This is a genomic window from Lachnospira multipara LB2003 (assembly GCF_000702205.1).
Classification (GTDB): Bacteria; Bacillota; Clostridia; order Lachnospirales; family Lachnospiraceae; genus Lachnospira; species Lachnospira multipara_A.
Genome location: NZ_JNKW01000006.1, coordinates 25,239 through 44,400, shown reverse-complemented (window position 1 = coordinate 44,400; position 19,162 = coordinate 25,239). Strand labels below are relative to the sequence as shown.

Here is a 19,162-nt window from a genome sequence, read left to right as displayed (position 1 = left end):
GACTTAATTTAAACTAGGAACAATGGCGTTCACGTAAAGGGTGTATTTGTACCTTTGGTGAACGCCTTTTTTATTTTCCCATAACCTTAAGAAAATAAAGTACAAAGCTACATAGTAAAAATGCGACAAAACTTGAGAAATTTTATGGAAAAATTGTTATTTTCAACAGTTGATTAATTTTATAAAGTTTTGTAGACTATGTATTGGTATTAGTTCTTAATTTTGATTAAGAATATTAGCGAGAAAGGTAAAGAAGTTATGAGTGAGAAATTCAATGTAGCCGATATCTTTGGCGAGAACGTATTTAACGATACTGTAATGAAGGAGCGTTTACCAAAAAACGTTTATAAGAATTTACGATTAACAATGGATGGTAAGCAGGAATTAAGTTTAGCAGATGCTGATGTCATTGCTAATGCAATGAAGGATTGGGCTATTGAGAAAGGTGCAACACACTATACACACTGGTTCCAACCACTTACAGGTGCAACTGCTGAAAAGCATGATTCATTTATCTCTGCACCAAAGGAAAATGGAAAGGTTCTAATGGAATTCTCAGGTAAGGAGTTAATTAAAGGTGAGCCAGATGCTTCATCATTCCCATCAGGTGGTTTAAGAGCAACATTTGAAGCAAGAGGTTATACAGCATGGGATTGTACTTCTCCAGCATTCGTAAGAGAAGATGCAGCAGGTGCTACTTTAATCATTCCAACAGCTTTTTGTTCTTATACAGGTGAGGCACTTGATCAAAAAACTCCACTTCTTCGTTCAATGGATGCTGTTAGTAAGCAGGCACTCCGTTTAGTTAGGTTATTTGGCAATACAGAAGCTACAAAGGTTACAGCATCAGTTGGTGCTGAACAGGAGTACTTCATTGTTGATAGAGATAAATATTTACAGAGAAAAGACTTAGTATTTGCAGGCAGAACATTATTTGGTAGCATGCCTCCAAAGGGTCAGGAATTAGATGACCATTACTTTGGTGCTATTCGTGAAAGAATTGCAGCTTATATGAAGGATGTCAATGAAGAGTTATGGAAGCTTGGCGTTTCAGCTAAGACTCAGCATAACGAAGTTGCACCAGCACAGCACGAGCTTGCTCCAATCTATGCACAGTGCAATATTGCTACAGATAATAACCAGTTAACAATGGAAGTTATGAAAAAGGTTGCTTATAGACATAATCTTGTATGCCTTTTACATGAGAAGCCATTTGCAGGTGTTAATGGTTCAGGTAAGCACAATAACTGGTCTCTTACAACAGATAATGGCGTAAACTTATTAGATCCAGGTAAGACACCTCATCAAAATGTCCAGTTCTTATTAGTTCTTGGATGTATCATGAAGGCTGTTAGTGAGCATTCAGATCTTTTAAGAGAGTCTGCTTCTAACGTTGGTAACGATCATAGATTAGGCGCTAACGAAGCACCTCCAGCAATTATCTCTATGTTCCTTGGTGAGCAGTTAGAAGATGTTGTTATGCAGCTTATTGATAAGGGTGATGCTACAAGCTCAATCCAGAAGGGTAAATTAAAGACTGGTGCATCAACATTACCAGATCTTGCTAAGGATGCAACAGATAGAAACAGAACATCACCATTTGCCTTCACAGGTAATAAGTTCGAATTTAGAATGGTTGGTTCAGCAGACTCAATTGCTCCAGCTAATGTAGTTCTTAATACAATTACAGCAGAAGCAATGAAGGAAGTTTGTGACGAATTAGAAAAAGCAGAGAATCTTGATCTTGCTGTTCATGATAAGATTAAGGAACTCTTTACAAAATATCATAAGATTGTATTTAATGGTAACGGATATTCTGATGAATGGGTTGAAGAGGCAGAGAAGAGAGGTCTTCCAAACATTAGAAATATGGTAGATGCAATTTCTGCACTTACAACTGATAAGGCTGTTAAGCTATTCGAGGAATTTGGCGTATTTACTAAGACAGAGCTTGAATCAAGATCTGAGATTAAGTATGAAGCATATTCTAAGGCAATCAATATCGAAGCTAGAACAATGCTTGATATGGCTGCTAAAGAGATTATTCCATCAGTTATTTCTTATTCAACAGAAGTTGCTAACTCAGCACTTGCAGTAGCTGAACTTGGCTGTGATAATAGTGTTCAGAAGGAAATTCTTTCAGATATTACTAGAGAACTTAAGGCTGTTAAGGCTGCACAGACAAAGTTAGCTGATGATTTAGCAAAGGCAAGCAGTGTTACAGGTGCTATGGAAAATGCTAAATACTTTAGAGATGTTATTAAGGTTGATATGGATGAATTAAGAGCTCCAGCTGACAAGCTTGAAACTCTTGTAGATGAAGAATATTGGCCATTCCCTCAGTATGAGGAATTAATCTTTGAAGTTTAATTATAAACGTTGCTAGTTAGATTTAACCATATAAAAAAATCGCACATCATAATCGATGTGCGATTTTTTATATTTACACTTTATTGTTTAAACTGCCTTTATGTGGAATAAGTAAAGTGAATTTAAAAATGTACGCTTACCTTTTTTATTAGTTAGTTGCTGCACTAGATTCCTCTGTTTTTGAAATCTTAGCAGTACCTGTATGTGTTGCATGAACAATAAATCTATCTTTACCATCACTAGTACATGTAGATAATGTAAGTACCTGATTTGAATTAGAAATATTAACACCTGTGTCATAAAGGGATTGTCCCTTCATTCTTTCTGCCCAAGCTCTCATTGTTGGAACATCTGAGAAGTTATAAGTGTATGTATCGCTAATTGGTTCGCTCTGATAACAAGAAAAAATAGTATATTCTCTTAATTCATCTCCAGTGTAGATATAAATTTTATTGTTATTGTCTGTCTGATAGTAACTAGCATTTCTGTAGTATTTTAATAAACCAAACATACTACCATTATTCATGTTGTGTCCGTAAATTATTACGTGGCTTGAATTAATTCCATCTGTTATTCTGTAATCCTCGAATAAACAACCATTTGCATTGTATGTGCCATCAATTAGATGGTGTAGGTAGTAATCATTATCTGAATACTGTACCATTGGAAGTCTTAAGTTAATAGATGGAATATACATATATCCTATGGCATATTGATTAATTGCTTTTAGTGCTGCGTCATCATATACGAAAGGAATATCAACAGATGACTGTTGTCCATTCTCATCTTGGAGAATAACAGATTGCTGATCGTCAATAATTACATCATTTTCTACTGCATTGTAGGTATCTGTACCTTTTTTATATTCGAGAAGAATATCTATTAATTTGTATGCAGAAAAAATAAAAACACAAGCGGCAACGATTAGAATAACGCGATTAATGATTTTTCTTCGCTTTTTTCTAGCTTCTTGCTTATCAAATTGCTCATCAGCCTCGTCTTCTTCATCTTCATTCTTTTTAGTTTCTTCATCCATATAGATGTCGTCATCATCGTAGAAAGTGTTATCTCCCATTATTTCTATCCTCCTAGTTCATATTTCGTGTAAAAAGATAAGTGTTTGTATTGGTAAAATACTTGTTGATAAAAAACTCGGGTAAACACTGAGCATACCCGAGTTAATTATATCATATTCCTTTAAATAATTGCATCAAAGAAATAACATTATCTTAGTTAGCCTTACCATCTGAACCAAAGAGTCTAATCTTCTCAGCAACGATGTCTCTAATTGCCTGAGCACCAGGAGCAAGAAGCTTTCTTGGGTCATAACCCTTACCTTCTAAGTCCTTACCAGCTTCAACATATTTTCTTGTTGCATCTGCAAATACTAACTGGCATTCTGTATTAACGTTAATCTTAGCAACGCCAAGTGAGATAGCCTTCTTAATCTGGTCTTCAGGGATACCTGTACCACCGTGAAGAACTAATGGCATATCACCGATTTCAGCCTTGATTGACTCTAATACGTCAAATCTAAGTCCAGCCCAATCAGCTGGGTACTTACCATGGATATTACCAATACCAGCTGCTAACATATCAACGCCAAGGTCAGCAATTGACTTGCATTCCTTAGGATCAGCGCATTCACCCTGTGAAACAACGCCATCTTCTTCACCGCCGATACCACCAACTTCAGCTTCGATTGAGATACCCTTTTCGTGACAAATCTTAACTAATTCCTTTGTCTTCTCTACGTTCTCTTCGATAGCATAGTGTGAACCATCAAACATGATTGATGAGAAACCAGCTTCGATACACTTATAAGAACCTTCGTATGTACCATGATCAAGGTGAAGAGCTACAGGAACTGTAATTCCAAGTGATTCATCCATAGCCTTAACCATAGCTGCAACAGTCTTAAAACCTGTCATATACTTACCAGCACCTTCAGATACACCTAAGATAACTGGAGCCTTTAATTCTTCTGCTGTAAGAAGAATTGACTTTGTCCATTCAAGATTGTTAATGTTGAACTGACCAACTGCATAGTGACCAGCAACAGCCTTGTCTAGCATTTCTTTTGCTGAAACTAACATATTATAATACCTCCGTAAATTTAGTTAACTGTTAGGCAATCACCCCAAGAAAATTTGATTATATATTAAATTATTGGCCACCGCCATAAACTAAACTAATTATAAACTAAATAAATAGAAATGAAAAGTAAAAATGTGGTATTTTGCCTAAGTTTTTTAATTGTCAATTTTTTAACGAATTAATATTATCATATTAACTATGCTTTTGTAAATATTATTCGTGCAAAATTAACAAAAGAAATACAAATTCCGTCATAAAATTTAAAAAATTCTATGAAAAATTAAGTATCTTTTCTCATATAGTTTATGATTAGTTTATTGAATTGCAAGGTGCTAAATGCTACAATAATAGCGAGTTGAGGGAGAACTTTTTAAAGATAAGGACTCTTTAAAGATAAGGACTCTTTCTAACGCGTTAGAGTAATTACGTAAGTTAGGCTAGTTGGAATGAATACGTGTTTTCTAACAGCTTATTAAATGTTAATAGGAGTTATTATGGATTTATTTAGTATGTCTAATGTGTTATTAGACGTTGATTTTTATAATAGTGAAGCATATGCTGGAGATTCCTTCCTGCCATTTATTGGTTTTATGTTATTTTTGATTGGAATTGTTGCCTTGTTTATAGGTGCAGTTAAGATTATCGCGGCAAAAAGGGATTTTCATATATTTTTCGACAAGAGAAATGAAATTGAGATGAGCAAACTAAAGAGCCAGAAGAATATAAAGACAGGAATTGTGCTTGTTGTGCTAGGTGCAATTTGTACAATAATTTCTTTTTTCATATTGTAAGGTTTAAGAAAAGCTAGAATTTAAAGCAATAACGGACAAAGGAATAGATTTAGCAAAATAAGTACGAAGCGGTAAGAAATAAAGGGATAGAGTAACGAAATAGAGACAAATCAATAAAGAAAAAGTAATAAAGAGTAAGGGTTCAGAGCCATGTGGAATGTGGCTTTGGACCCTTTTTTGATTTGTGAGCAGGGGGAGAAGAGTCTGGGGGATATTGTGAACTAGTGGGGAGAAGTGCCTGGGGGGATATTGTGAACTGGTGGGGAGAAGTGCCTGTGGGGGTATTGTGAACTGGTGGGAGATGTGCCTGGGGGGATATTGTGAACTAGTGGGGAGAAGTGCCTGGGGGGATATTGTGAACTAGTGGGGAGAAGTGAGCTAGTGGGGAGAAGTGAGCTAGTGGGGAGAAGTGAGCTAGTGGGGAGAAGTGCCTGTGGGGAATGTTGTGAACTAATGGAGGGCGCGGAAGAATTCTTCGGTGTATGGGCAGGCTGTATTGCCCAAAATGAGAGAAAAAGTCCAATACAGATTATTTTTTCTCGTTTTGATTTGTTCAATAAATTTAAGGCTAATCCGTAAGGAAGAAAAATGATCCAAAAAGGCAATTTTTTCACTCTTTTTTCTCCTGATTTGAAATGTAAATAATCTAAATCTGAATAAAATATGGGAAAAAGATGAAAACCACTCTCGATTTTTTTAGATTTGTTGCCTTTTTGAAGGAAAAATTGTTGATATGGATAAGATTTGTCTTGCAAGCCATAAAATATGCTGCATTCTGCCAGCGCAGCCGCAGCCTGCCAGCGCAGCCACAGCCTGCCCGCCCGGACAAAGCCTGCCAGCGCAGCCACAGCCTGCCCGCCAGTCCAGCCGCAGCCGCGCAGCCCAGACAAAGCTGGCAGCCTGAATCCCAATTAAACGCAAAAAAAACATCGTCTGTCGTGGGACAGACGATGAAAAGAGGGAGGAGAGCTGCATTTAATGCAACTCGATTTATGAAAAAACAAAAAGTGTTTTCATTGCATTTATAAATCTTACTACTCTTGTAGTATAGGAAATAAAAGTGAAGAGTTTGTGCACATACTGTAAAGTTTTATTTAAAGGTATATGAATTTTTTATGAACGTTTCTTTTTCTAGTGTTTTCTTGGTGAATAGTGCAATTTTATGCGGTTGACGTTTCCTTAAAAAGAAAGTAGAATTTTTTCAAATGGAGAAAATGTCATATTTTTTCCAAAAATATTGGGAGGATTTATGTCGGCTACTATTTATAAATGCCCAAATTGTGGGGCTGCGATGTCTTTTGATTCTGCTACACAGAAACTTGCTTGTGCTAGTTGTGGTACTAATATTGATGTTGTTGATTATGATAAATACATCAAAGAATTAGAAAGCGAATATAACGATAACAATAATGAAGAATTTTCATCAGATGCTGGTGAATATGATGGAGATTCTTCTGAGAATATGAAGGTTTTTCACTGCCAAAGTTGTGGTGCTAAGCTTGTAACTGATAAGTTTACATCTGCTACTTTTTGTTCTTATTGTGGAAATCCTAATCTTGTTGAGGAGCGTTTAGATGGGGAATTTAGCCCTGACTATGTTATTCCTTTTAAGATTAATAAAGATGCGGCTGTTACAGCCTACAAGGATTGGTTAAAAAAAGGAATTCTTACGCCTAGATCCTTAGCTAGAAATAGCGTGGTTGAGAAGATTAGCGGTATTTATGTGCCTTTTTGGCTCTACGATTATAGCGCTAATTCTAAGATGAATGCCCTTGCTAATAGAGTAAGAGTGGTTAGACGTGGGGATTACGAATATACTTACACTGATCATTACAGAATTTACAGAGATGTTAGTGCTAATTTTGACAAGATTCCAGCTGATGCATCTGAGAAAATGCCAGATGAGCGAATGGACAAGCTTGAGCCCTTTAATTATCAGGAACTTGTGGAATTTAAGAAGGGTTATCTTCAGGGTTATTTGTCTGAAAAATACAATTATAATGCAGAGGAAATTGAGGATAGAACCAAGTCTAGAGCTAAGGAGTCCATTACAAATATCACAAGGGGCACAATTAAAGGCTATACTAGTGTTGTTGTTAATGGAAATGATGTTAGTGTCAGTGACTTAAAAAACACCTATGCTCTTTTGCCGGTATGGATGCTTAATTTTAAATACAATGACAAGAATTATAGCTTTTATATTAACGGTCAGACTGGAAAAATTGTTGCAGATAGACCGGTTAGCATAAAAAGAGGAATTGTATTCTTTATAACAGTATTTATTATAATCCTCGTTATTCTTATGATTGGAGGGTTATACATATAATGAAAACTATAAATTGTAATTTTAAGAAAAAAATTGGTTTTGTTGCTATATTATGTCTTATTTTTTCAAGCTTTATTTTGGTAGATTTTATTCAAGAGAGTCTTAAACCAATGGTGGTTACTGCAACTGAAACTAAGGATTATGTTATTGATGACGCTAATGTTCTATCGGATATTGAAGAAGATCAGCTGGAAAAAATGTGCAAAACTGCCTCAGACAGCGCGAACTGTGATATTGTTATCATTACATTTAGCTATGGATATGATGGCAGCGTGATGGATAAATATGTAAGAAATATTCTTGAAACAGAGTACGGATTTAATGGCAGTGGAAGTAATTGTGATGCCTGTGCATATGCGATTGATATGACAAGTAGAGCTGATAGAATCGTAACTTCTGGTGTGGCTAAGTCAAGCATTTCGCAAAGTAAGCTTGACAGTATTAGGGAAAAAGCTGAATCAAAGCTTGCTAATGGCAATTATTATGGTGGCTGTTCAAAATTTGTTAGTGATATAAAGACTGCTATTATTGATGGCACTCATGTTCCAACTACGAAAGAAAAATTAACTGAGCATTTTGCAATTAAGCTTCTTATTGCATTGTTTGCTGCTACTATTATAACTTTTATTGCTGTATGCAATGCTAAGGCAAAGACAACAACAACCGATATGACTTATGTAAAGAATCACAAATATAATGTGAATGCTAGGGAAGATGTGTTTATTAATACAACAGTAACTAAGCGTAAAATTGAAAGGTCATCAAGTTCCTCTGGAGGAGGTAGTTTTGGTGGTGGAAATTCTGGAAGTTCAGGAGGCCATTTCTAACTAAGAAAATTGGTAACAAATGATACTGCAGAGCACACCAAAGCAGTGTCAACCAATAGGCTTTAAATAAATAAAAAATTAAAGAAAATAAAAGACATAGAAAATAAAAGACAAAGAAAAAAAGACATAGATTAGGACTAGTTAGATGCTTGCCCTGACCTATGTCTTTTTTATTATTAGAAAAATGTAATATTGTTTAGCAAATTATACTGTTTCTGGTTCTGGATATTCAACTCCAAATGTATCAACAGTAACTGTCTTCATTACCTGTGGAACAATTGGTCTGTCATTCCAGTCAACGTCTGTTGTAGCAATTTTGTTTAATACATCTTCGCCTTCGATTAATTTACCGAATGCTGCGTATTCTCTATCAAGATGTGGTGATGTTTCATGCATAATGAAGAACTGAGAACCTGCTGAATCAGGTATCATTGTTCTTGCCATTGAAAGAACACCCTTTGTATGCTTTAAATCATTCTTAAATCCGTTGTTGCTAAATTCACCTTTGATGCTGTATCCTGGGCCGCCCATACCTGTACCGTCTGGATCGCCACCCTGAATCATAAAACCAGCGATTACTCTGTGGAAGATTACTCCATCATAGAAACCTTTTTTTATAAGACTAATAAAGTTATTTACTGTGTTTGGTGCGATTTCTGGATAAAGCTCAGCCTTCATAACATCGCCGTTTTCCATTGTGATTGTAACTATTGGATTCTGTGCCATTTAAATTTCCTCCATGTATTTATTATTTGCTTAAATAATGTTAAAATAAACATATAAATGTAAACAATGTCAATTCTAAATAAGTGGATAGGAAAAGTCAATTATGATTGAGAATTTGGAAAATATCTATATTTATATTGATGATAACCTAAATATAGAACTGAATCCGGATTTTAAGGTAATGTCAGCTTGGGCCAAGAATATAAATATTGCGATAAACAGTGATGATGGCATTTCTTATTATAAAATTTCTGGAGATAAGATTAGTTGTGAGACCGTGAATTTAACTAAATTAGAAGATATCATCGTAAGAATGATTAAAGGCAATAATATGAATTCACTTGTGATTAGCGACTGTGATTTAGTGGATTTATATGAAAAAAAGAAGTTTGACAACAGTTATGAGTTTACTGACGATGAGCTAGGAAGAAGCATAGATATTGGGCTTGGAATTGAGTATTATGGACATGCTAAATATGTGCTTTTTGAGGCCGAGGACTTAAATGAAGATTATTTAAGAAGCGTTTTCTTTAGAAAAGTAGGAAAGCCCTTAGAAATTTTTCAGACTGAAAGACTAATAATTAGAGAAATGTGTCTTGATGATATGCCAGCTTATATTAAGTTATATGATTCTTTAAAGTCCTGTGATTTTGTAGAAAAACTCTATCCTTACGATGAGGAAGTTGAATTTGTAAAAAACTATATTCAAAACATGTATACTTTCTTTGGATATGGACTTTGGCTTGTCTTTAAAAAGGATAGCAATGAATTAATTGGTAGAGCAGGAATTGAGAACAGGGAAATTGACGGTGAGACTAAACAAGAAATAGGTTATTTAATTGGAAAAGCTTATCAGGGTAAGGGCTATGCCTATGAGGCATGTCAGGGAATCTTAGATTATGCCAGAACTGTGCTTAATTTGGATGAACTTTTTGCTTGCGTGCATAAAGAGAATTTCCCATCCATTGCTTTGGCTGAAAAACTAGGCTTTAGAATTTATGCTAGAGATGTGGGAGAAATGAATATTTACAGAATAGAAATCTAAAAAATAATAGAAAAATAATAGAAAAATTGAAAAAAGTTTGTATTTTTTGAGAAAAAGTGTTATATATAATATATAAAGCTTTCCAAAGCTTTACAACAAAAGGACACCATACTAATACTATATAACTATTAAGAAAACTCTATGTCACGCGTTGTGCATAGAGTTTTTCTTGTTTTATATATTTTTGTATTTATTTTTTGCCTAGCTTTGTAGTCATAAATCTATATATGCTTTAATTATAGGTTGAATACATATCTTATAAAGTCTACAGCATTTTCATAATTTGGTGATGAATTAACAACTCCATAACATGGATGATTTGTTGATAAATCAGTGCTTGTAATAACAGGTGAGTTACTAATATCAACAGCTACAGGCACATCATTTCCATCACCATCTGTATAATAAATGAGATTGTCGGAGATTTTTGCTAACTCCTCTTCTGTAAGAACTTCTCTTAAATCAAGGAAAAATGTGTCTTTATTAGTGCAAAAATATGTTATGTCATCATAGTTTGCCATAAATCCATCCATATCCCCTGTGTTTGCAAGAATATAAATCTTGTTAATACTTACTGTTACAGCACCATCGAGATCATCACCTTGCATATTGTATGAATAGTCGATGTCGATTCTTGTCTTTTTTCCATCTATTCCAAGGTATTTTGTAAAGCCCTTAGATAGTGCGTCATCATCAGTTCTATGACCTGTTATATATCCGTCACAGGAAATAATTGTGCAGACAGTGTCGTAGTTATTTCGTATGTATGCATTTATAAATGATGCAACTACAAGAATTGCACAAATAACTGCAAAAATAGGTAATCTGTAGTATGTCCATATATAAGCAATTTTTTGCTTGAATGAAAAATCCTTAAATTTAGCGCGTTGTTCCTTAATTTCATCGCGCACTCCATTTCCTTTAGCCATTATTAATCTTCCTATCCATAATCTAATATTACCCAACAGGGCATTTTGAAGTTTAGCATAATTGAAAACAATTAAAAACAGCTTTTATAAACATTTTAGAAACTACCAGAAAATTTCTTTGCCTTTTGATGCCTATTTAAGTATAATTACAACTGTTTGTTGGTTTCTTTGGCTAGCTAAATTTTTGTTATGGTAAAATTGGAGGATGTTATGAATTCGTTTATAGATGGTAGAATTTTTAGAGCATTAGTAAAAACTGGAGATTTTATTATTTTAGCAATTATTACAGCTATATGTTGCATTCCAATGGTTACAATTGGTGCATCTCTTACAGCTGCTTTTTATGCAGGTAGAAAGCTTGTATTAGACGAGGAAAGTTATGTCTATAAGGACTTTTTTAAGTCATTTAAGCTAAATATTGTACAGGGTATAGGTCTTGAACTTGTATTAGCTGTTATTGGCATTGTTCTTTATGGCAACTACAAAGCTGCGCTTTTATGGGGCCATAATGGAGGAGGAACAATTGCTGTTGGCTTTGTGTACTTAACTATTGGTATAGGTTTAATATATGTCGCAATAGTTTTATATTCTTTTGCATTGCTTTCAAGATATAATAATACTATAATGGGAACTATAAAGAACGCGCTAGTTATATGTGTTCATCACTTGCCACAGACAATAGTAATGTTAGTTATTACTGTTGCTTTGTTGTATTTTACATATCTATATTTTATCGTAATGGTTTTGACAATTCCAATTATTCTATATGCGGATTCCTATATCTTTGCTAGAATTTTCAAGGCTTTAGAGGAACCATCTAGTAACGAGAAAGATGATAGTGACAGCGAAGTAGAGGATGGGGCTGACAATTTTTAAAATTGAATAGAGAGAGGGAGTAAAAGGGGATATGGTTTTTTCAAGCCTGTTATTTGTGTACATTTTTTTACCGGTAAATTTGTTGTGTTATGCGGTAATATCTGACATAAAGAAGAAAAATCTTTGTGTTCTATTTTTTTCATTAGTATTTTATGCGTGGTCATCACCAACATATTTGTTGATTATGATGGCCTCTGCTTTTGTAAGCTATTTTGGCGCTGTTAGAATAGCCAAGGCATCAAGTGATGTTAATAATCCAAACATGGAAAAAAACAGACATTTAGCACTTGGCTTAACAGTTGCTGCCAATTTGCTTATTCTAGGAATTTTTAAATATACCGGCTTTACATGCGAGATTTTAAAAGCTGTAATTGGTGTGCCACGTGTTATACCAGATATAATTTTGCCGGTTGGTATTTCTTTTTATACATTCCAGCTTATTTCATATGTTGTTGATGTTTATAGAGGTGAGATTGAGGCTGAGACTAATTATGCAAGGGTTTTGCTTTATGCATCATTATTCCATCAGTGTATTGCTGGTCCAATTGTTCGTTATAAGGACATTGCTGATGATCTTAAGGAAAGAAAAACAAGCATTAACAATATGAATGATGGTATATCAAGATTTTGTGTTGGTCTTGCAAAAAAGACAATTTTAGCTAATACCTGCGCAAGTATCATAAAAGATATACTTCCTGATGATGCTAGTGCAATTGCTGCTAGTCAGGTTACAGTGCTTGGGGCTTGGATAGCAAGTATTCTTTATATGATTTATATTTATCTTGATTTTTCTGCATACTCAGATATGGCTATTGGCCTTGGAAAAATGACTGGATTTGAGTATAAGGAAAACTTTAATTATCCATATATATCAAAATCTATTACTGAGTTTTGGAGAAGATGGCATATTTCCCTAAGTACCTTCTTTAGGGATTATTTATACATTCCCTTAGGAGGTAATAGAAAGGGAATAAAAAGACAAATCCTTAATATGTTTATAGTATGGGGACTTACAGGTCTATGGCATGGAGCTTCATTTAATTTTGTACTTTGGGGATTGTATTTTTTTGCATTTTTATCTATCGAGAAGTTGTTTCTTTTAAAGTTTTTTGATAAAATTGGAAATATAGCAAGAGCAGTAATTGGAAGAATATATACATTAATTGTGGTTTTCTTCGGATGGGTTTTATTTAGATTCGAAGATTTCTCGGTTATAAAGCAAGTAATTCGTAGCCTTTTTGGACTAAATGGCAATGAATTTACTAACCTTGAAACCAACACAATATTTATCAATAATGTGATATTCTTTGTAATTTTAATAATTGCTGTAACACCACTTGTTAAAAAGGTGGCTGCTAAGATAAGAGATTTAGGGGTAAATAGGGAGGTAGCATTTGTCTACATTTACAATATTCTAAATGTTATTATCCCGGTTGTTCTGCTTTTCTTATCAACAGTTTGTCTGATTGGTAATAGTTATAATCCGTTTATTTATTTTAGATTCTAGGTGCTAATGGGGATTTGTACCATTGAATTAAACGGACATTATTAAACTAGAAACGTTACAATATCTGGAGAAATATTGTAGGGAGACGTTTGAACAAAACAGACATTATTTTTAGAGTAGAGATTAGGAAAGAAGAAAGTTGTTCATGAAAAGTAATAGTGAAAGCAGAATTGATAAAACATCTGCAAAATACAGGGAGTTTATTATTAAAAAAGCCGCAATTGTCAAGATAATCGTCTTTTTATGCATGATTGTCATTGGGGCAACCATTTCGCTTATGATACCGCTTAGACCTACTGAGTCTATAACAGAGAGAAGAACTCTTAGTAAATTTCCCAAATTTACAATGGAATCATTTTTAAGTGGAGAATATTTTGCAAGTATTGATACATGGTTTTCAGACACATTTCCTGGAAGAGATGGTTTGATTGTGTGTAGTGAGGTACTTAATAATACATACGGATTTCACACCAATTCCATCCATGGTGAAATTGTAAAGGGTGATGATATTCCAGATGTAGATATAGATGAAATGGATTTTGTTAATAAAAATCTTGTGGATGGTTTAGATGAAACTGAGGTAGCATATGGAGAAGTTATGGCAGACCAAAGTCTTATTGCAAATTATTCATACAAGAACACTAATATATCGGCAAGTGATATTGGCATGGAAGTTGAGGATACTGATGGCAGTACAGCAGCCAAGGCAGGTGAGTCCTTAGGGTCAATATTTGTTGTTGAAAATAGCGGATATAATTATTTTACATTCCTTCAGTCTGAGTCTGATAGGTACGCAAGCGTGGTTAATAACCTTGCAAGTAACTTAGAAGGAAGGGCAAGAGTTTATGATATGATTGTTCCAACAAGTATAGATATTGTACTTGATGATGCAACTCGTAACAGTATTTCAAGCAGTAATCAGAAAAAAGCTATTTTATATATGTTTAGTAAAATGAATTCAAATGTTGGTAAATGCTATATTTACGACTTGTTAAAGGAACACAGAAACGAATATATTTACTTTAGAACAGATCATCATTGGACAAGTCTTGGTGCATATTACGCATATAGTGCATTTATGACACAGATAAATAAGGCACCTGCAAGTCTTGATTCATTTACGATGTTAGATTGCGGTAATTTTGTTGGAAGCTTTTACACACAGACAAGAGCATCTTCGCTATATAGTTCGCCAGATTCTTTTGTAACTTATGTGCCAAGCTCAACTAATAAAATGCAGTTTGTAAACAGTGATAACGTGCTTACAGATTACAATATAGTAACAGATGTAACAGGTTGGAACATAACAAGTAAGTACAGCGCCTTAATTGGCGGTGATAATTCTTATTCCACAATAACCAATCCGAATATTAATGATGGTTCATCAATTCTTGTAATTAAGGAATCCTTTGGCAATGCCTTGGTTCCATTTCTTACAGAGAATTTCCAGAATATCTATGTTATTGACTATAGATATTATGACGGCACAGTATCAGACCTTGTGAGCCAATATAATATTCAAAATGTATTATTTATTAATAATGCAACTGCTACATCCACATCGGCTCGTATAGATGAGCTATCTAGAGTATGCCAGTAAGTAAAATTTTTCATATTTAACTTTAGCTATTATGCTAAAGAAAACTCCTACCAATCCTGTCACGGCAGACGCGACCGTGACAGGATATTTGATTATTTTGTAAGAAAAATCATACATAATGAGTAAAAAATGTATAAAAATCATAAATACTTAATTGTAGTGATTGACCATAGATGTATCTTCTTATAAAATACTCATTGTGATTTATTTTTATTTCAAGGAAGTGCAATAATGAACAGGAAAAGTTTAAATTTAATATTAATTGGTGTTTTTTTAATATCAGTTAGATTTTTGATTACTATGGGAATAGTTAGACTAGATGTATCAAGTGACATAATAGGATATATTCTTATTATCTGTGGAATGCAAGGATTTAGAACTATTAATTCCCTTTCTAAGAAAGCATTTGTTGTTTCGTGGTTAGGACTTATTGGAGCGATTGTTTCACAGGTTATTAATAGCTTATCATGGCCTAGCGATGTAGCTTCGACTATGTATTCAATATCAATTGGTATATCAGTAATTTTTAGTATTTATTTTACATACTATTTTATTGAGGCTCTTATGCTTGAGGCTAAGGTTCAGGATAAGCAAGCTGTTACAAGAAATTATCAGATTATGTGGTTTGTACTTGCAGCAGTAATCTTTGCTCATTACTTTATCTTTATGTCAGCTGTTTCAGTACAGTCAACAGTAGTAGAGGTAATAGTTGTAATTATAGCTATGTACACATGCTTAAATATTAAGAATTCCGCTAAACAATTAATGTAATTAAAGGCGACGAGAAAAAAATTACAAAAAAATAAAAAAAGTACTTGCAATTAATTTGTGGGTGTAGTATAATTTGTCTCGTCGCTAACGATATTGGGCTTTCGCCAAGTGGTAAGGCACTGGATTCTGATTCCAGCATTTCGGGGGTTCGAATCCCTCAAGCCCAGCTAGAACCTCCGCAGCTTTGCGGAGGTTTTTTTATGTCAAATTATGCGGTTCATTAGGCAGAACCAGAGGAGGTTAAGATGATCGAATTAGGTAAAGTACAATGTCTTAATGTTGTGAATAGGACGGATTTCGGTGTTTATTTAGGAACTAAAGACGAGAAGGTTTTATTACCAAAGAAGGAGGTTCCTGAAGATATAGAAGAGGGCGATGCATTAACTGTGTTTGTATATCTTGATTCTTCAGACAGATTAATTGCTACTACAAGAACACCTAAGATTAAGTTAGGAGAACTTGCAAGACTTAAGGTGTCTGAGGTAAGTAAGATTGGTGCATTCCTTGATTGGGGCTTAGAAAAAGATTTGCTTATGCCATTTAAAGAGCAGCCAGTTAAGGCTGAAGTTGGCAAGGAATATCTTGTTACACTTTATATTGATAAGAGTAATAGATTAGCAGCTTCAATGAAGGTTAATAAATACTTAACTACAGATTCTAACTACGTTAAGGATTCAGCAATTCAAGGAACTGTTGTGGGAATTGCTCCTAATTATAGAATTTATGTTGCTGTTGATAATAAATACCAGGGATTTATTCCAATGAATGAAGTCTTTGAAGAGATTAATGTTGGAGATGAGGTTTTTGGTAGAGTTACAAGAGTAAGAGAAGACGGTAAGCTTGTTATTAGTTTAAAGCAGAAGGCTTACATTCAGATGGATGAAGATTCTACATTTATTTATAATAAGATGACTAAGCTAGGTGGAAGCATTCCATTTACAGATAAGGCTGATCCAGAGTTAATAAAGAAGCATTTTAATATGAGTAAGAATGCCTTTAAGAGAGCTATAGGAAGACTTCTTAAAGAAGGCAAGGTTAAGATTAACGAATCAACAATTGATATTATTAAGTGATATTTGAACCTCATGCATTTACTGGCATGAGGCTACATTGCAATTGCTTCGCATTTGCAACAATTTATAGCGGATTGTACACTTGTGCAATCCGCTTTATTGTTATAAAATTTATATAATGCGTTTGCAAAAAAGCCTAAAACCTATAGGCAAATAATATTAACGGGAGGAAACTATGCAGAAAGTTATAAGTACTAATAAGGCTCCAGGCGCAATTGGACCTTATTCACAGGCAATTGAAGTTAATAATATGGTTTATACATCAGGTGTAATACCAGTAGATCCTGAAACAGGCGCCATTGTAGAAGGTGGTGTTGAGGCTCAGGCTAATAGAGCTTTCCAGAGCTTAATTAATTTAGTTGAAGCTTCAGGCTCTAAGGCAGAGAATATTGTTAAGACTACAGTGTTTATCAAGGATATGAACGACTTTGGCAAGATTAATGAAGTCTATAAGAACTATTTTAAGGAACCATTCCCAGCTCGTTCTTGCGTAGAAGTTGCAAGACTTCCTAAGGATGTATTACTAGAAGTGGAGGCTATTGCATGGAAATAAAAAAGGTTAATCTTTTTTTTCCATTTTTTATTTTTGGCTTCATCTTTTTAAATTTGGCGGTTGCAATCATAGAAAAAATAATGATTCAATCAGGAATAGTTAATGCAGTGCCAACATGGGTAATGTATTTACAAAATGAGATAATAATACTAAGTATGGTTCTTATCTACTGCTTAGTAACTAAGGTAAAGATAAGTGAGTTTAGAATAAAGCTTTTAAGCCTTAAAGAAGTTATTTTATCGCTTTTAGTGGGATATTTAATCATTCCAATGGCAATGTTTTTAACTAGTGTTACAGGTCTTTTCGTGGAGAATGCAGCATCCACAACAGTAGCACTTGTAAATCCATATCCTTTTATTGTGCAGCTTATTCTTATAGCTGTTATGCCAGCTTTTGTAGAAGAGGTAACATTTAGAGGATTATTCTATGGCACATATAGAAAAAGTGGTAAATACCTAGGAGCTATAGTTTTATCAGGCGTTTTATTTGGATTATTCCATTTGAATTTTGACCAGTTTGTATATGCTACATTCATGGGAATTGTACTTGCAAAATTAACAGAAGCTACAGGCTCAATTTTATCATCCATGTTAGCTCATTTTGCTTTTAATACATATTCAGTTACAATGTCTTACTTACTTAAGTTTGTAGATGAGGATATTGTAACTAATTCAAAAGCAGAGGCTGCATCTATGACAGTAGCGGAAAAGGCTACACAATTAGGCGGATTATTTGTTTCTGGATTATTATTCCTTGCAATTGCGATTTTTGTTATTCAGATTTTGGATAAGAAGAATAAGAAAGAAATAGATGATTTAAGCTTAGTAAATACAACGGATTACAATGAACAAGAATATAATAAACAAGACGATAAGGAAAAAGAAGATACAGTATCAACAGAAGAAGAGAAAAGTGAAAAAAACAGACTTATTACAATACCTCTAGTATGTGGTATTATAATGGCTCTTTGTTATATGATCTTTTCTTTAATAGTAATGTAAAAATAGTAATGTAAAAATACCCTGAATATTAGCTTTGAACTAATATTCAGGGCTTTTATTTTATGTCTTAATTTCAAGTCTAGTTATCACCTGTTTGGTGATTGCGGTATAACAATAAATTTAATACCTTGGATTAAACGGTAAGATCAATGTTTCCGCCTACAGTTGGATTGACGGATTGCTCCATCATCTTGGTTAAATCAACGCCTCCTTGCTCAATTGTATCAAGTTGCTTTCTTAGCATAAGAACTGATACATCACTTTGGACGTCATTGGTACTGATGTTGGTAGAAATACCTCCTATTACCATTGGCAACGCCTCCATTTCATATTAGAACAATCATTGTTCTATTTAAGACGACTAATATATTTAGTTACTGTCTTTTGTAAATAAATAATAACATTGGAATAGGTAAAAATCAATAAAAGATGGGGATTTTCCTAATTATAAACAAAAAATTTATAATTCTAAATTATGTCTAAATGGCAAAGAAAATGTTAATTTTTTGTGAATGTTAACATATATATCTATGATTGTTTTGGTGAAAAGTAACATGAAAAATGACTAAATGACGAATTTGTCAAATAAGAATATCAATCTTTGGCAAAATCGGATATAGAATTTGTTAAGGGCTTTGTTGTATATTATTGAACATGAGGGCGAGTGATG

18 protein-coding genes and 1 tRNA gene are annotated in these 19,162 nt (G+C 33.9%); 14 read left to right on the top strand and 5 right to left on the bottom strand.

Annotated features, from left to right (window positions below; translation table 11 throughout):
* Positions 1 to 258 precede the first annotated feature (258 nt).
* On the top strand, positions 259 to 2,370 hold the full coding sequence (locus T537_RS0104920) for a glutamine synthetase III family protein (RefSeq protein ID WP_027437164.1): 2,112 nt from the start codon (positions 259 to 261) through the stop codon (positions 2,368 to 2,370).
* A 148-nt stretch (positions 2,371 to 2,518) separates the two neighbouring features.
* On the opposite strand, the gene T537_RS0104915 is transcribed toward T537_RS0104920, so the two are convergent.
* The gene (locus T537_RS0104915) at positions 2,519 to 3,445 is read right to left on the bottom strand and encodes a class B sortase (RefSeq protein WP_031556572.1); all 927 of its coding nucleotides are present in this window, start codon (positions 3,443 to 3,445) and stop codon (positions 2,519 to 2,521) included.
* A gap of 154 nt (positions 3,446 to 3,599) precedes the next feature.
* Positions 3,600 to 4,466 carry a class II fructose-1,6-bisphosphate aldolase gene (gene fba / locus T537_RS0104910; RefSeq protein WP_027437162.1) on the bottom strand — a complete coding sequence of 289 codons (867 nt, stop codon included), beginning with the start codon at positions 4,464 to 4,466 and terminating at the stop codon, positions 3,600 to 3,602.
* A gap of 495 nt (positions 4,467 to 4,961) precedes the next feature.
* Here fba and T537_RS0104905 point away from each other — a divergent pair, with 495 nt between their 5' ends.
* The 4 genes from T537_RS0104905 to T537_RS0104885 all read left to right on the top strand — a co-directional run bounded on the left by T537_RS0104905 (position 4,962) and on the right by T537_RS0104885 (position 8,411).
* Positions 4,962 to 5,258, top strand: coding sequence for a hypothetical protein (locus tag T537_RS0104905; RefSeq protein ID WP_027437161.1), 297 nt, complete (start codon positions 4,962 to 4,964; stop codon positions 5,256 to 5,258).
* 674 nt (positions 5,259 to 5,932) lie between these two features.
* Complete coding sequence (locus T537_RS0104895; RefSeq protein ID WP_031556570.1) at positions 5,933 to 6,286, top strand: hypothetical protein; 354 nt, start codon at positions 5,933 to 5,935, stop codon at positions 6,284 to 6,286.
* A gap of 221 nt (positions 6,287 to 6,507) precedes the next feature.
* Entirely contained in the window at positions 6,508 to 7,584 is a 1,077-nt protein-coding gene (locus T537_RS0104890; RefSeq protein ID WP_031556569.1) for a TFIIB-type zinc ribbon-containing protein, read from the top strand.
* Positions 7,584 to 8,411, top strand: coding sequence for a TPM domain-containing protein (locus T537_RS0104885; protein WP_031556568.1), 828 nt, complete (start codon positions 7,584 to 7,586; stop codon positions 8,409 to 8,411). The genes T537_RS0104890 and T537_RS0104885 overlap by 1 nt, the downstream gene beginning before the upstream one ends.
* 204 nt (positions 8,412 to 8,615) lie before the next feature.
* On the opposite strand, the gene T537_RS0104880 is transcribed toward T537_RS0104885, so the two are convergent.
* Positions 8,616 to 9,137, bottom strand: a complete 522-nt coding sequence (locus T537_RS0104880) for a peptidylprolyl isomerase (protein WP_027437156.1) — start codon at positions 9,135 to 9,137, stop codon at positions 8,616 to 8,618.
* 103 nt (positions 9,138 to 9,240) lie between these two features.
* On the opposite strand from T537_RS0104880, the gene T537_RS12355 reads away from it, so the two are divergent.
* Positions 9,241 to 10,182: a GNAT family N-acetyltransferase gene (locus tag T537_RS12355; protein WP_051554873.1), complete on the top strand. Its 942-nt coding sequence runs from the start codon at positions 9,241 to 9,243 to the stop codon at positions 10,180 to 10,182.
* A 236-nt stretch (positions 10,183 to 10,418) separates the two neighbouring features.
* On the opposite strand, the gene T537_RS0104870 is transcribed toward T537_RS12355, so the two are convergent.
* Positions 10,419 to 11,111: a hypothetical protein gene (locus T537_RS0104870; protein ID WP_031556566.1), complete on the bottom strand. Its 693-nt coding sequence runs from the start codon at positions 11,109 to 11,111 to the stop codon at positions 10,419 to 10,421.
* A gap of 210 nt (positions 11,112 to 11,321) precedes the next feature.
* Here T537_RS0104870 and T537_RS0104865 point away from each other — a divergent pair, with 210 nt between their 5' ends.
* The 8 genes from T537_RS0104865 to T537_RS0104830 all read left to right on the top strand — a co-directional run bounded on the left by T537_RS0104865 (position 11,322) and on the right by T537_RS0104830 (position 18,492).
* Entirely contained in the window at positions 11,322 to 11,987 is a 666-nt protein-coding gene (locus T537_RS0104865) for a YesL family protein (RefSeq protein WP_027437154.1), read from the top strand.
* 31 nt (positions 11,988 to 12,018) lie between these two features.
* Complete coding sequence (locus tag T537_RS0104860; protein ID WP_027437153.1) at positions 12,019 to 13,494, top strand: MBOAT family O-acyltransferase; 1,476 nt, start codon at positions 12,019 to 12,021, stop codon at positions 13,492 to 13,494.
* Between the two features lie 145 nt (positions 13,495 to 13,639).
* Complete coding sequence (locus T537_RS0104855) at positions 13,640 to 15,094, top strand: DHHW family protein (RefSeq protein WP_027437152.1); 1,455 nt, start codon at positions 13,640 to 13,642, stop codon at positions 15,092 to 15,094.
* A gap of 231 nt (positions 15,095 to 15,325) precedes the next feature.
* On the top strand, positions 15,326 to 15,865 hold the full coding sequence (locus T537_RS0104850) for a hypothetical protein (protein ID WP_027437151.1): 540 nt from the start codon (positions 15,326 to 15,328) through the stop codon (positions 15,863 to 15,865).
* A gap of 94 nt (positions 15,866 to 15,959) precedes the next feature.
* Positions 15,960 to 16,032 (top strand) — tRNA-Gln (locus T537_RS0104845).
* A gap of 78 nt (positions 16,033 to 16,110) precedes the next feature.
* Complete coding sequence (locus T537_RS0104840; protein WP_031556565.1) at positions 16,111 to 16,938, top strand: CvfB family protein; 828 nt, start codon at positions 16,111 to 16,113, stop codon at positions 16,936 to 16,938.
* Positions 16,939 to 17,113: 175 nt separating this feature from the next.
* Positions 17,114 to 17,491, top strand: a complete 378-nt coding sequence (locus T537_RS0104835; protein ID WP_027437149.1) for a RidA family protein — start codon at positions 17,114 to 17,116, stop codon at positions 17,489 to 17,491.
* Positions 17,482 to 18,492, top strand: a complete 1,011-nt coding sequence (locus T537_RS0104830; protein WP_031556564.1) for a CPBP family intramembrane glutamic endopeptidase — start codon at positions 17,482 to 17,484, stop codon at positions 18,490 to 18,492. Before T537_RS0104835 ends, T537_RS0104830 begins: the two co-directional genes overlap by 10 nt.
* A 133-nt stretch (positions 18,493 to 18,625) precedes the next feature.
* Here the strand turns inward: T537_RS0104830 and T537_RS12670 are convergent, their stop codons facing one another.
* The gene (locus tag T537_RS12670; protein WP_081775422.1) at positions 18,626 to 18,802 is read right to left on the bottom strand and encodes a YjfB family protein; all 177 of its coding nucleotides are present in this window, start codon (positions 18,800 to 18,802) and stop codon (positions 18,626 to 18,628) included.
* Positions 18,803 to 19,162: the final 360 nt, after the last annotated feature.

Coding starts and splice junctions, on each gene's coding strand:
- T537_RS12670 (WP_081775422.1), bottom strand. CDS start 18,802: ATGGTAATAGGAGGTATTTCTACCAACATCAGTACCAATGACGTCCAA.
- T537_RS0104860 (WP_027437153.1), top strand. CDS start 12,019: ATGGTTTTTTCAAGCCTGTTATTTGTGTACATTTTTTTACCGGTAAAT.
- T537_RS12355 (WP_051554873.1), top strand. CDS start 9,241: ATGATTGAGAATTTGGAAAATATCTATATTTATATTGATGATAACCTA.
- T537_RS0104880 (WP_027437156.1), bottom strand. CDS start 9,137: ATGGCACAGAATCCAATAGTTACAATCACAATGGAAAACGGCGATGTT.
- T537_RS0104920 (WP_027437164.1), top strand. CDS start 259: ATGAGTGAGAAATTCAATGTAGCCGATATCTTTGGCGAGAACGTATTT.
- T537_RS0104850 (WP_027437151.1), top strand. CDS start 15,326: ATGAACAGGAAAAGTTTAAATTTAATATTAATTGGTGTTTTTTTAATA.
- T537_RS0104830 (WP_031556564.1), top strand. CDS start 17,482: ATGGAAATAAAAAAGGTTAATCTTTTTTTTCCATTTTTTATTTTTGGC.
- T537_RS0104905 (WP_027437161.1), top strand. CDS start 4,962: ATGGATTTATTTAGTATGTCTAATGTGTTATTAGACGTTGATTTTTAT.
- T537_RS0104840 (WP_031556565.1), top strand. CDS start 16,111: ATGATCGAATTAGGTAAAGTACAATGTCTTAATGTTGTGAATAGGACG.
- T537_RS0104865 (WP_027437154.1), top strand. CDS start 11,322: ATGAATTCGTTTATAGATGGTAGAATTTTTAGAGCATTAGTAAAAACT.
- T537_RS0104835 (WP_027437149.1), top strand. CDS start 17,114: ATGCAGAAAGTTATAAGTACTAATAAGGCTCCAGGCGCAATTGGACCT.
- T537_RS0104870 (WP_031556566.1), bottom strand. CDS start 11,111: ATGGCTAAAGGAAATGGAGTGCGCGATGAAATTAAGGAACAACGCGCT.
- T537_RS0104915 (WP_031556572.1), bottom strand. CDS start 3,445: ATGGGAGATAACACTTTCTACGATGATGACGACATCTATATGGATGAA.
- fba (WP_027437162.1), bottom strand. CDS start 4,466: ATGTTAGTTTCAGCAAAAGAAATGCTAGACAAGGCTGTTGCTGGTCAC.
- T537_RS0104895 (WP_031556570.1), top strand. CDS start 5,933: ATGAAAACCACTCTCGATTTTTTTAGATTTGTTGCCTTTTTGAAGGAA.
- T537_RS0104855 (WP_027437152.1), top strand. CDS start 13,640: ATGAAAAGTAATAGTGAAAGCAGAATTGATAAAACATCTGCAAAATAC.
- T537_RS0104890 (WP_031556569.1), top strand. CDS start 6,508: ATGTCGGCTACTATTTATAAATGCCCAAATTGTGGGGCTGCGATGTCT.
- T537_RS0104885 (WP_031556568.1), top strand. CDS start 7,584: ATGAAAACTATAAATTGTAATTTTAAGAAAAAAATTGGTTTTGTTGCT.